Source organism: Achromobacter sp. Bel, from assembly GCF_012928505.1.
Classification (GTDB): domain Bacteria; phylum Pseudomonadota; class Gammaproteobacteria; order Burkholderiales; family Burkholderiaceae_B; genus Achromobacter.
Genome location: NZ_JABBJN010000044.1, coordinates 1 through 12,263 on the forward strand (window position 1 = coordinate 1; position 12,263 = coordinate 12,263).

General features: G+C 66.3%; 10 protein-coding genes. 7 read left to right on the forward strand and 3 right to left on the reverse strand.

What is annotated here, in order from left to right; genetic code table 11:
* The 3 genes from HG262_RS22805 to HG262_RS22815 form a co-directional block, all read left to right on the forward strand.
* On the forward strand, positions 1-1,577 hold a 1,577-nt coding region (locus tag HG262_RS22805; RefSeq protein WP_169273190.1), incomplete at its 5' end, for a phosphate acyltransferase.
* Between the two features lie 49 nt (positions 1,578-1,626).
* Complete coding sequence (locus tag HG262_RS22810) at positions 1,627-2,787, forward strand: patatin-like phospholipase family protein (RefSeq protein WP_169273233.1); 1,161 nt, start codon at positions 1,627-1,629, stop codon at positions 2,785-2,787.
* Complete coding sequence (locus tag HG262_RS22815; RefSeq protein WP_169273191.1) at positions 2,784-3,251, forward strand: barstar family protein; 468 nt, start codon at positions 2,784-2,786, stop codon at positions 3,249-3,251. Before HG262_RS22810 ends, HG262_RS22815 begins: the two co-directional genes overlap by 4 nt.
* 79 nt (positions 3,252-3,330) lie before the next feature.
* On the opposite strand, the gene HG262_RS22820 is transcribed toward HG262_RS22815, so the two are convergent.
* Positions 3,331-4,062 (reverse strand): 16S rRNA (uracil(1498)-N(3))-methyltransferase, encoded by a 732-nt coding sequence (locus HG262_RS22820; RefSeq protein ID WP_169273192.1) that lies wholly within the window; start codon positions 4,060-4,062, stop codon positions 3,331-3,333.
* Between the two features lie 17 nt (positions 4,063-4,079).
* Entirely contained in the window at positions 4,080-4,475 is a 396-nt protein-coding gene (locus HG262_RS22825) for a hypothetical protein (RefSeq protein WP_169273193.1), read from the reverse strand.
* Positions 4,476-4,703: 228 nt separating this feature from the next.
* On the opposite strand from HG262_RS22825, the gene tkt reads away from it, so the two are divergent.
* The 3 genes from tkt (at position 4,704) to HG262_RS22840 (ending at position 9,053) form a co-directional block, all read left to right on the forward strand.
* Positions 4,704-6,740, forward strand: a complete 2,037-nt coding sequence (gene tkt / locus HG262_RS22830; RefSeq protein WP_169273194.1) for a transketolase — start codon at positions 4,704-4,706, stop codon at positions 6,738-6,740.
* A 15-nt stretch (positions 6,741-6,755) separates the two neighbouring features.
* Positions 6,756-7,766, forward strand: coding sequence for a type I glyceraldehyde-3-phosphate dehydrogenase (gap, locus tag HG262_RS22835; RefSeq protein ID WP_169273195.1), 1,011 nt, complete (start codon positions 6,756-6,758; stop codon positions 7,764-7,766).
* Positions 7,767-7,859: 93 nt separating this feature from the next.
* On the forward strand, positions 7,860-9,053 hold the full coding sequence (locus HG262_RS22840) for a phosphoglycerate kinase (RefSeq protein WP_169273196.1): 1,194 nt from the start codon (positions 7,860-7,862) through the stop codon (positions 9,051-9,053).
* Positions 9,054-9,262: 209 nt separating this feature from the next.
* Here the strand turns inward: HG262_RS22840 and HG262_RS22845 are convergent, their stop codons facing one another.
* Complete coding sequence (locus tag HG262_RS22845; RefSeq protein ID WP_169273197.1) at positions 9,263-10,246, reverse strand: tripartite tricarboxylate transporter substrate binding protein; 984 nt, start codon at positions 10,244-10,246, stop codon at positions 9,263-9,265.
* A 285-nt stretch (positions 10,247-10,531) separates the two neighbouring features.
* On the opposite strand from HG262_RS22845, the gene HG262_RS22850 reads away from it, so the two are divergent.
* Positions 10,532-12,220 (forward strand): SulP family inorganic anion transporter, encoded by a 1,689-nt coding sequence (locus HG262_RS22850; protein WP_211187701.1) that lies wholly within the window; start codon positions 10,532-10,534, stop codon positions 12,218-12,220.
* The last annotated feature ends 43 nt before the right edge of the window (positions 12,221-12,263 follow it).

Sequence of the window (12,263 nt, forward strand, 5' to 3'; positions counted from 1 at the left end):
AACGCTTCGCGCAAAAGACGGAAGCCCGCAAGCTGGCCGAAGTGATCCAGGACGCCGACGTGTTCCTGGGCCTGTCGGCGGGTGGCGTGCTCAAGCCTGAAATGGTCGCCACGATGGGCCCGCGCCCGCTGATCCTGGCGCTGGCCAACCCCACGCCCGAAATCCTGCCCGAGCTGGCGCATTCGGTGCGTGACGACGTGGTCATGGCCACGGGCCGTTCGGACTACCCGAACCAGGTCAACAACGTGCTGTGCTTCCCGTACATCTTCCGTGGCGCGCTGGACGTGGGCGCAACCACCATCACGCGCGAAATGGAAAAGGCGGCGGTGTATGCCATCGCCCAGTTGGCGCAGGAAGAGCAGAACGAAGTCGTGGCCGCGGCCTACGGCACGTTCGATATCTCGTTCGGGCCCGAATACCTGATCCCCAAGCCGTTCGATCCGCGCCTGATCGTGCGCATTGCGCCGGCCGTGGCCAAGGCGGCGATGGACGGCGGCGTGGCCACGCGTCCGCTGGCCGACCTGGAAGCCTACGAAGAGCAACTGCAGCAGTTCGTGTACCACTCGGGCGCGTTCATGAAGCCGCTGTTCTCGGCGGCCAAGCGCATCGTGCGTGAAGGCGGCCCCGCCCGCATCGTGTTCGCGGAAGGCGAAGACGAACGCGTGCTGCGCGCCGTGCAAGTGGTGGTGGACGAAGGCCTGGCCCGTCCCATCCTGGTGGGGCGTCCGTCGGTGCTGTTGACCCGCATCGAAAAGCTGGGCTTGCGTCTGCGCCTGGGCGAAGACGTCGAAGTGACCAACCCGGAATACGACGAACGCTTCCATCAGTACTGGACGACGTACTGGGAACGCATGTGCCGCCGCGGCATCACCAAGGAAATGGCGCGTGTGGAAATGCGCCGCCGCATGACCTTGATCGGCGCGATGATGGTGCACCTGGGCGACGCCGACGGCATGGTCTGCGGATCGGTGGGCGCCTATCACGACCACCTGCGTTTCGTGGACGAAGTGATCGGCCGCCGTCCGGGCCACAACGTGTACGCCGCGATGAACATCCTGCTGCTCAACGAGCGCACGGTCGTGCTGGTGGACACGCATGTGAATGACGAGCCCACGGCCGAGCAGATCGCGGAATTCACGATCGCCGCCGCCAACGAAATGCGCCGCATGTATCTGGCGCCGAAGGTGGCGCTGCTGTCGCGGTCGAACTTCGGTTCGGGCAGCTCGGCCTCGGGCGCCAAGATGCGCCGCGCCCTGGAGATCGTGCGCGACCAGGCGCCCGACCTGGAAATCGACGGCGAAATGCATGGCGACTGCGCGCTGGACGAAGCGCTGCGCATGCGCATCCTGCCGTCGTCCACGTTGAAGGGCGAAGCGAACCTGCTGGTGTGCCCGAACGTGGACTCGGGCAACATCGCCTACAACCTGCTGAAGACGGCCGCCGGCGGCAACGTGGCAGTCGGCCCGTTCCTGCTGGGCTGCAATGCGCCGGTGCACATCCTGACATCCAGCTCGACCGTGCGCCGCATCGTCAATATGACCGCGATGACTGTGGTCGATGTCAACACGCCACGTTGAAGTGAGTCCGGCCGGCCCAGCGTGCCCACGCACGCCGACCGGCCTGGTCCTGACCGGAGGCGGCGCGCGCGCCGCCTATCAGGTGGGAGTGCTCAGCGCCATCATGGAGCTGCTGGACCCCGACTGGCATTCCCGGTTCCAGAACCCCTTCGACATCATTTGCGGCACCTCCGCCGGCGCGATCAACGCGGCTGCGCTGGCCTGCCGCGCCGATCGGCCCCACCTGGGGGTACGGCGCATCAGGCGCCTGTGGTCGTCGCTGAACACCGACATGATCTACCGGGCCGACGCGCCCGGCCTGATCCGCACGGGCGTGCGCTGGCTGGGCCTGCTGGCCCTGGGCTGGATGTATTCCGGCCTGACGCGAAAACGGCCCCAGTCCCTGCTGGACAACAGCCCGATGGAGGCCTTGCTGGGCCGGGTGCTGGACTTCCGCAACCTGCACGCCAATCTTGAACGCGGCTCGTTGTCGGCGCTGGCCATCACGGCGTCGGGCTACACCAGCGGCGAGCACCTGACTTTCTACCAGGCCCACACGCCCATCGAGCCCTGGCACCGCTACCTGCGGCTGGCTATTCCCACGCCGATCGGCATCGACCACCTGATGGCCTCGTCGTCCATCCCGTTTGTCTTTCCGGCCCGCCAGGTGCAGGTGCATGGCAAGGGCGAGTGGTGCGGCGACGGTTCGATGCGCCAATTGGCCCCGATAAGCCCGGCCATCCACCTGGGCGCGCACCGCGTGCTGGTGATCGGCACGGGCTTCCGCGACGATACCCACCCCGAACACCGCGCCGACTCACCGCCCTATCCCTCGCTGGCGCAGGTGGGCGGCCATGCGCTGTCCAGTATCTTCCTGGACGGGCTGTCGGTGGACGTCGAGCGCCTGGAGCGCATCAACTACCTGATGGACCATGCGACGCCGGATGGCGCCCAGGTCAATGTCAGGCGCATCCAGGTGCTGACGATCACGCCCAGCCAGTCGCTGGACACGATGGCGTTGGAACATCTGCAGGACATGCCTGCGCAAGCTCGTGCCCTTTTTCGCGTACTCGGTGTATCGTCCGATCCACACCGTCCGGGAGGCGGGGCGCTGATGTCCTATCTTCTATTCGAATCCAGCTACACCCGACGATTGATCGAACTGGGTTATGCCGATACGATGCAGCGTAACGACGAAGTGATCGCCTTTTTCAAGGAGGCTCAGGCATGACGCGCAATGGCCAATCTACCTTGCAGAAGCAGCTGCTGCGCGGCGGGGCGCTGCCTCATGAAGGGCTGGACAAGAAGGCCGTGGTGGACGCCGCCCATGAGCTCGGCCTGGCGCTGTTCGTCGCCAACTGCGACCCGGCCCGCAGCCGTTCGGCGGTGCTGCGCGCCATCGTCAAGGCGGTGGACTTCCCCGAATACTTCGGCGGCAACCTGGATGCCCTCTACGATTGCCTGTGCGACACGGTGCTGGACCACAAGACCGGCGTGGTGCTCTGGCTTTACCGGCTGCATTCCGGCGATCCGGTGCTGGAGGAGGACGCCGCCCTGATCGAGACCGTTTGCTCTGACGCGGCGGATTTCGCCCGCGAGAATGGCCGCATTTTTGCGTTCGTCATTGAGCACGCGGGCAAGCATCCGGATCCCGAGCCTGGCGTCGCGGCGGCGCCTTACGGCGAAAACGATTAAGTTGACGGCGGGAACGGTGCTGGCTGGGACACGCCCGGCCGTGGCCTGCGCCGGGCGCCGTGCCCGGCAGGATGCCTGGTTACCAGCCCCGTAGGGCGCTGACGGCCGCCAACAGGGCCAGCCCCGCGGTTTCGGTGCGCAGCACCCGGGGGCCAAAGCGCACGGCCTGCACGCCCGCCTGGCGCGCCTGCTCCAGTTCCTTGTCCGACCATCCCCCCTCTGGGCCCACCAGCAAGCTGAGCGTCTGCACGTCGGGTTCGGCCCGAAGCTTGCCGGCCAGGTCGTCGGCCGCGTCGGGGTGGCACAACAGGCGCAGGCCGTCCACGGGCTCTGCCAGCCAGTCGGCCAGCGATTGAGGCGTATCGACAGTCATCAAGCGGTTGCGGCCGCATTGTTCAGCGGCGGATTGGGCGATGCGCTGCCAATGCGCCACGCGCTTGTCCAGCCGCGCGCCCGACAACTGCAGCACGCTGCGCTGCGCCGCGATGGGGCTGACGCGGGCGGCGCCCAGTTCCACGGCTTTTTCCACCACCCAGTCCATCTTGTCGCCGGTGGGCAGGCCTTGGACCAGCGTGATGCGGCCGGCCAACTCGGCTTCGCGGGGATTGAAATCGCCTAGTTGGGCAAAGCCGGCCTTGCCGTCGATCTCCAGCACGGCGGGATATTCGCCGCCCTGGCCGTTGAACAGGATGACGGATTCACCGGCCTTCAAGCGCAGCACACGCAAGGCGTGGTGCGCCAGGGCTTCCGGCAGGGCAATGCGGGTGCCTGCGGCAAGCGGGGCGTCGCAGAAAAAGCGGGGGGCGGACATGGGTGGCGCAAAAAGCGTTAGCGGAGCGCGTAGCCTACCACCTTGATTCCCCATTCGAAGAACGTGGGCGCGCTGGACGCCAGGTTGAGGCCCAGCAGGGTCAGGAAGCCCACCGTCATTTTCTTGTCCAGGCGCAGGACGTGGGCGCGCAGGTCGGACAGGTCTTCGTGGGTGGCGAAGCGCTTGAGCTCTTCGCGGTTGGGCAGTTGCGCAATCTGTTCCTGAAGGGCGAGTTGTGCCGCTTTCAGCGAAGCTTCGGATTTTGCGTAGATATTGGCAACCAATTCGGCTTCACCCTGGATCCGGGCATGCTCCAGCGCACGTGCCACCACGACGGCGCGCTCTTCGCCAATCGCGTTGCGCAGGGCCATGAAGCCCTCGATGGGGATGGTGACGTTCAGCATGAGGTTCATCGTAGAGGAATCCAAGTGGTGCGACAGCTTGATATCCTGAATGTCGGACCCCTTTCCCGCAATTGTGGGAGTTACGCTGATATTCGGTCCAGGGAAACGCCTGTTTACATCCAGCTTAAGGGCGATGGCGTGAGGGAAATCCCCTGATGCTAAAATCGTCTGCTTCGCAACCTACTCAACTGGCCCCTATATTCCCTGTGGGCGCGCCAGCTTCAAAGAGCCTTCCGAATGAGCAATCCGACCGCCCCTAAACTTGCCTTGGCGGATGCCATCCGCGCCCTCGCGATGGATGCCGTGCAACAAGCGAACTCCGGGCACCCGGGTGCTCCCATGGGCATGGCGGAAATCGCCCAGGCCCTGTGGACGGGCAACCTGCGCCACAACCCCAAGGATCCCGCCTGGGCCAACCGCGACCGCTTCGTGCTGTCCAACGGCCACGGTTCGATGTTGATCTACGCTTTGCTGCACCTGACGGGCTACGATCTGCCGATCGAAGAACTGAAGAATTTCCGCCAACTGCATTCCAAGACGCCGGGCCACCCCGAAGTGGGCATCACCCCGGGCGTGGAAACCACCACCGGCCCGCTGGGCCAGGGCTTGGGCAATGCCGTGGGCATGGCGCTGGCCGAAGCGCTGCTGGCCGCTGAATTCAACAAGCCCGGCCACACCATCGTCGACCACCACACCTACGCCTTCACCGGCGACGGCTGCCTGATGGAAGGCATCTCGCACGAAGTGTGCTCGCTGGCCGGCACGCTCAAGCTTTCCAAGCTGGTCGTGCTGTACGACGACAACGGCATCTCCATTGACGGCCACGTCGAACATTGGTTCGCCGACGACACCGCCAGGCGTTTCGAAGGCTACGGCTGGAACGTGATCCGTGGCGTCGACGGCCACGACGTCGCCGCCGTGGACGCCGCCATCAAGGCCGCGCGCTCGCAATCGGAAAAGCCGACGCTGGTCATCTGCCGCACCGTGATCGGCAAGGGTTCGCCCAACATGGCCGGCACGCACAACGTGCACGGCGCGCCGCTGGGCAAGGACGAGATCGCCGCCACCCGCGCCGCGCTGGGCTGGTCGGCTGAGCCGTTCCAGATCCCGCAAGCCGTCTACGACGGCTGGGACGGCCGCCAGTCGGGTGCTTCGGCCCAGGCCGAATGGCAATCCGCGTTCAACGCCTACGCCGCCGAATTCCCCGCCGAGGCGGCCGAGTTCACGCGCCGCATGAAGGGCGACATGCCCGAGGGCTATGCCGACCAGTTCAAGGCGTTCCTGGCCTCGACGCTGGAAAAGGCCGAAACCGTCGCCACCCGCAAGGCCTCGCAGTTCGCGATCGCCGCGCTGGCCCCGGTGCTGCCGGAAATGCTGGGCGGCTCGGCCGACCTGACGGGTTCGAACTTCACCGACTGGAAGGGCGTCGCCGCCGTCCGCGCCGGCGACAAGGGCATCCAGTTCGGCCGCCACATCAATTACGGCGTGCGCGAATTCGGCATGGCCGCGATCATGAACGGCGTGGCCCTGCACGGCGGCTACCTGCCGTTCGGCGGCACGTTCCTGACGTTCTCGGACTACTCGCGCAACGCCATCCGCATGGCTGCGCTGATGAAGCAGCGCGTCGTGCACGTGTTCACCCACGATTCGATCGGCCTGGGCGAAGACGGTCCGACCCACCAATCCATCGAGCACGCCGCCAGCCTGCGCCTGATCCCCAACCTGTCCTTGTGGCGTCCTTGCGATACGGCTGAAACCGCCGTGGCCTGGAACGCCGCCGTGACGCGCCCGACCAGCATCGGCATGGACGTGCATGATGGCGGCCCGACGGCCCTGTTGCTGTCGCGCCAGAACCTGCCGTTCGTGCCGCGCGACGCCGCCACCGTGGACGCCATCGCCCGCGGCGGCTATGTGCTGCGCGACGCCGAAGGTGCGCGCGCCGTCATCATCGCCACCGGCTCGGAAGTCGCCATCGCGCTGGACGCGCAGGCGCAACTGGCCAAGGAAGGCGTCGCCGTGCGCGTGGTCTCCATGCCCAGCACCGACGTGTTCGACCGCCAGGACGCCGCCTGGAAGCAATCCGTGTTGCCCAAGGGCCTGCCGCGCGTGGCGGTGGAAGCCGGCGTTACCGCCTTCTGGCACAAGTACGTGGGCCTGGAAGGCGCCGTGGTCGGCATCGACCGCTATGGCGAGTCCGCTCCGGCCGGCGCGCTGTTCAAGTTCTTCGGGCTGACCGCCGACAAGGTGGCCGAGACCGTCAAACAAGTTTTGTAAAAAAGGAGCTTAGTCATGACCATTCGCGTCGCCATCAACGGTTACGGTCGCATCGGCCGCAACATCCTGCGTGCCCACTATGAAGCTGGCAAGAAGCACGATATCGAAATCGTCGCCATCAACGACTTGGGTGATCCCAAGACGAACGCGCACCTGACGCGCTACGACACGGCCCATGGCAAGTTCCCGGGAACCGTGGAAGTCGACGGCGATTTCATGGTCGTCAACGGCGACAAGATCCGCGTGCTGGCCAACCGCAACCCGGCTGAACTGCCGTGGGGCGAACTGAAGGTCGACGTCGTGCTGGAATGCACGGGCTTCTTCACGACCAAGGAAAAGGCCGGCGCGCACATCAAGGGCGGTGCCAAGAAAGTCATCATTTCCGCCCCGGGCGGCAAGGATGTTGACGCCACCATCGTGTTCGGCGTGAACCACGGCGTGCTGAAGGCGACCGACACCGTCATCTCGAACGCTTCGTGCACGACCAACTGCCTGGCCCCGCTGGTCAAGCCGCTGAACGATAAGCTGGGCCTGGAAAACGGCCTGATGACGACCGTTCACGCCTACACCAACGACCAGGTCCTGACCGACGTCTACCACGAAGACCTGCGCCGCGCGCGTTCGGCCACGATGAGCATGATCCCCACGAAGACCGGTGCTGCCGCCGCCGTGGGCCTGGTGCTGCCGGAACTGAACGGCAAGCTGGACGGCTACGCCATCCGCGTCCCGACCATCAACGTGTCGCTGGTCGACCTGTCGTTCGTGGCCAGCCGCGACACGACCGCCGAAGAAGTGAACAACATCCTGAAGGCCGCCTCGGAAGGCGAGCTGAAGGGCATCCTGGACTACAACACCGAACCGCTCGTCTCGGTGGACTACAACCACAACCCGGCCTCCAGCACCGTTGACGCGTCGCTGACCAAGGTCTCGGGCCGTCTGGTCAAGGTCTCGTCCTGGTACGACAACGAGTGGGGCTTCTCGAACCGCATGCTCGACACCACCGTCGCGCTGATGTCGGCCAAGTAAGCAACACGGTCAGTCCACAGGGGACGGATTTGTTTTCCGCCAAGGCGGAAAATGGGTTCGTCCCCTTTGTTCGCCTATCGTAGGAATTCAAATATGTCCAAGGTCAATACCCTGTCCGCGCTGGCGAAGTCCGGCGCCCTGTCTGGCAAGCGTGTGTTCATCCGCGCCGACTTGAACGTGCCGTTCGACGACGCCGGCCGCATTTCCGAAGACACGCGCATCCGCGCCTCGGTGCCCGGCATCCGCCTGGCGCTGGACGCCGGCGCTGCCGTGATGGTCACGTCGCACCTGGGCCGCCCGAAAGAAGGCGTGCTGACCGAGGCCGACTCGCTGGCCAAGGTCGGCCAGCGCCTGTCCGAACTGCTGGGCATGCCCGTCCAGCTGGTGCGCGACTGGGTCGACGGCGTCCAGGTGGATCACGGTCAGGTCGTGCTGCTGGAAAACTGCCGCGTGAACGTCGGCGAAAAGAAAGACGATGAAACGCTGGCGAAGAAGATGGCTGCGCTGTGCGACGTCTACGTCAACGACGCGTTCGGTACCGCCCACCGCGCGGAAGCCACGACCCACGGCATCGCGCGCTTTGCGCCGATCGCCTGCGCCGGCCCGTTGCTCGAGGCCGAGCTGGACGCCCTGGGCCGTGCGCTGCACGAGCCCAAGCGGCCGTTGGTCGCCATCGTCGGCGGCTCCAAGGTGTCGACCAAGCTGTCCATCCTGCAATCGCTGGCCGACAAGGTCGACCAACTGGTCGTGGGCGGCGGCATCGCCAATACGTTCATGCTGGCCGCCGGCCTGTCCATCGGCAAGTCGCTGGCCGAGCCCGACCAGGTGGATCAGGCGCGCGCCGTGATCGACATCATGAAGCAGCGCGGCGCCGCCGTGCCGATTCCGGTCGACGTGGTGTGCGCGAAGGCGTTCGGCGCGGATGCCGAAGCCACCGTCAAGGCCGCGACCGACGTGGCCGACGACGACATGATCCTGGACATCGGCCCGCAGACCGCGGCGCAGTTGGCCGAGATCCTGAAGAAGGCGGGCACCATCGTCTGGAACGGCCCCGTGGGCGTGTTCGAGTTCGACCAGTTCGCCAACGGCACCGAAGTGGTGGCGCGCGCCATCGCGGAATCGGACGGCTTTTCGATCGCCGGCGGCGGCGACACGCTGGCCGCTATCGCCAAGTACGGCATCGGCGAACAGGTCGGCTACATCTCGACGGGCGGCGGCGCATTCCTGGAATTCCTGGAAGGCAAGACCCTGCCGGCAGTGGCCGTGCTGGAAGCTCGCGCGGGGTAGAGCGCTCCCACGCCGCGCCCGCCTTGGGACGGCAAGGAGGATGCCCCCACGCCGCGCCCGCGTTGCGGGCTAGCTGCCCCCCAAGGGGGCTGCCCCACCTTGGGACAGCCCGGCGGCGGGGCGGCGGGGCGGTTATTTTTGCGGTGGGGGTGCGCTGCGCGCCATTCGGTGTTGCTGATATCGACCCCACGGCTGCCTCTGCCAGAGCGCTATTCCATCTTGGCGCCCGAGATCTTCACGATCTCTGCATACCGCGTGATCTCCGCCTGGATGAAGGCGCCGAATTCGGCGGGTGTCTGGCCTGCCGGCACCAGCGCGCCCATGCCTTCCATCCGCTTCTTCACTTCCGGGTCGGCGACCACCGCGTTGACTTCCTGGTTCAGGCGCTGCACCACGTCCGCCGGGGTGCCGGCGGGGGCGACGATGCCGTACCAGGCCGACGCGTACATCTTGGGCACGCCGGCCTCGTCGAAGGTAGGCACGTCCGGCAGTGCCGGCAGGCGCTGGCGCGATGCCACTGCCAATGCGCGCAGGGCGCCGGCCTGAACCTGGGCCAGCGATCCCGTGTCCAGCATCATGTCCACCTGGCCCGCCAACAGATCGGACACGGCGGGGCCGCTGCCCTTGTACGGGATGTGCAGAATGTCCGCGCCCGTCAGGTACTTGAACATCGCGCCTGCCAAGTGCTGCGACGAGCCTACGCCACCCGAGCCGTAGTTCAGTTTGCCGGGCTCAGCCTTTGCGGCGGCTACCAGATCCCCCACTGACTTGAAGGGGGACTGCTTGGGCACTTCCAGGATGTTCGGAATTTCGGCGACGAAGGCGATCGGCGCGAAGTCTTTCGCCGCGTCGAAGCCCAACCGTGAATACAGGTGCGGGTTGGCGGCATTGGTGGAACTGGTGGCCATCAGCAGCGTATAGCCGTCGGCCTTTTCACGCACGAACGCGGCCGTGCCGATATTGCCGCCCGCGCCGGCCTTGTTGTCCACGATCACGGTCTGGCCCAGACGTTCGGTCAGACGCTGCGCGAGCAACCGCCCCAGCGCGTCCGTTGCGCCCCCGGGCGGCCATGGCACGACTAGCTTGATGGGGCGCTCGGGATAGGTTTGCGCGTGGACGGCGGGGGCGATGCCCGCGGCAAGCGCGGCCAGGACGAACGCGCGGCTGGCGCGCCGCAGAATGGCGAAGGACATGGAGTCTCCAGAAGTGCCGGCCCTTGTGTCCGCGTCGCTTGGGGCGCCGTGGCAGGCCGTGTCGATGTGCAGGCACGGCGCAAGGCCGCTTTTCTTATGCGGAGGACTCTACGCAATCTGGTGGCGTCACTAAAGGGATAAATAATCACCAATCTTCATTCTTAAAGGGAATGAAAAGCGGCAGGCGTTTGATCCAGGACGGTTTCAGAAGACTGGCCTTGGTGTAGGCTTGGCGAATCTTCCGCACCCGGCGGAAATCCTTTGATCAGGTCGGTTTGCAGCACCATGAATCTACGTCTTTTCCCTGGCCTGAATAATTTCCGCGGCATCACCCGGGAGTCGGCGCGGCGCGACGTCATGGCGGGCCTGAGCGTGGCGGCGGTTGCCTTGCCGGTAGGCTTGGCCTACGCGGCGATGATGGGTGTGCCGCCGGTCGCCGGCCTGTGGGCCGCCATTGCCGGCATGCTGGGCTATGCGCTGTTCGGTTCATCGCGCACGCTGATCGTGGGGCCGGACACCGCCACGTGCACGCTGATCGCCGCCACCTTGACGGGCATGGCGCTGCATTCACCCGAAGAGCGGCTGGTGGCCGCGACCGGCATCGCACTGACCGTAGGCGTGGGATGCCTGATCGCCCGCGTGCTGCGGCTGGGCGTGTTGGCCAACCTGCTGTCGCGGCCCGTGCTGATCGGCTACATGGCCGGCGTGGCCATCACGTTGGCGCTGTCGCAGCTAAGCGGGTTGACGGGCGTGGGCCTGCGCAATAGCGGCCTGATCCATCCTTTTCTGGAACTGGGGCGCCGCCTGCAAGAGATCCAGATCCCAACCCTGTGCCTGGGGCTGGCGTCTTGCCTGCTGCTGGTGGCCGTGAAGCGCTGGCGCCCCACGTGGCCAGGCCCGATCCTGCTGGTGGTTGGTGGCTGCCTGCTGTCGTGGATCTTCGATTTCCCCAGCCTGGGTATCGCGGTGGTGGGCGAGGTGCCCGCCGGTTTGCCGGGGTTGAGCCTGCCCGTGCGGCTGGAAGGCGTGGACAGCATCCTGCTGGGCGCGGCCGGCGTGCTGGTGGTCAGTTTTTCCAGCGGCATCGTCACCGCGCGCAGCTTCGCGGCGCGCACGGGCGAACACGTCGACCCCAACCGCGAACTGGTGGGATTCGGCGCGGCCAATGTGGCGGCGGGCCTGTTCCAGGGTTTTGTCGTGACGGGCGCGGACTCGCGTACCGCGGTGGGGCTGGTGGCGGGCGGTTCGTCGCCGCTGGTCAGCGTCAGCGCGGCGCTTGCGCTGGCGATCGTGGTGGGCCTGCTGAGCGCGCCGTTGTACTGGCTGCCGCAGGCCGTGCTGTCGGCCATCTTGCTGCTGGCGGCGGCCAGCCTGTTCGACGCCAAGGCCTTCATGCGCCTGGCCCGCATTTCGCGCGTCGAATTGGCGTTCGGTATCCTGGCCGCAGGCGGCGTGGTGGGTTTCGGCGTGCTGCAGGGCGTGGCCGTGTCGGTGGGCGCGACCTTGCTGTACGCGATGTACGTGTCGGGCAATCCGCGCGATGCGCTGCTGGGCCGGTTGCCGGGCGAATCGGTGCTGGGCAAGCTGCACCTGAACCCCGACGCGCAACCGGTGCCGGGCATCGTCGTCTGGCTATTCGAATCGTCGGTCTGGTTCTTCAACGCCGACGCCTTTCGCCGCCGGGCGCGCGAGGTCATGGAACAAGCGTCGGACGTGCAATGGTTCGTGCTGGACGCCGAAGCGATGACACAGGCGGACGCGGATGCCGTCGAGGCGCTGTACGAACTGAAGCGCGAACTGGACGACCGCAACATCACGCTGCTGGTCGCGGGCGGTCACGGGCAGTTCCGCATGGCGCTTGAGCGCTCGGGGCTGGTCAAGAAGATCGGCCGCGACAAGATCTTCGGCAGCCCCGAACAGGCGGTGGAAGCCGTCGAGCGCTGGCGCCAGGGGGCGCCGGCCACCCTGGCCTAGACCGCTGGCGCCGTCAGGCGCCTTGCGCACGCCCCGACCGATA

Coding starts and splice junctions, on each gene's coding strand:
- HG262_RS22815 (WP_169273191.1), top strand. CDS start 2,784: ATGACGCGCAATGGCCAATCTACCTTGCAGAAGCAGCTGCTGCGCGGC.
- HG262_RS22820 (WP_169273192.1), bottom strand. CDS start 4,062: ATGTCCGCCCCCCGCTTTTTCTGCGACGCCCCGCTTGCCGCAGGCACC.
- HG262_RS22825 (WP_169273193.1), bottom strand. CDS start 4,475: ATGAACCTCATGCTGAACGTCACCATCCCCATCGAGGGCTTCATGGCC.
- tkt (WP_169273194.1), top strand. CDS start 4,704: ATGAGCAATCCGACCGCCCCTAAACTTGCCTTGGCGGATGCCATCCGC.
- gap (WP_169273195.1), top strand. CDS start 6,756: ATGACCATTCGCGTCGCCATCAACGGTTACGGTCGCATCGGCCGCAAC.
- HG262_RS22840 (WP_169273196.1), top strand. CDS start 7,860: ATGTCCAAGGTCAATACCCTGTCCGCGCTGGCGAAGTCCGGCGCCCTG.
- HG262_RS22845 (WP_169273197.1), bottom strand. CDS start 10,246: ATGTCCTTCGCCATTCTGCGGCGCGCCAGCCGCGCGTTCGTCCTGGCC.
- HG262_RS22850 (WP_211187701.1), top strand. CDS start 10,532: ATGAATCTACGTCTTTTCCCTGGCCTGAATAATTTCCGCGGCATCACC.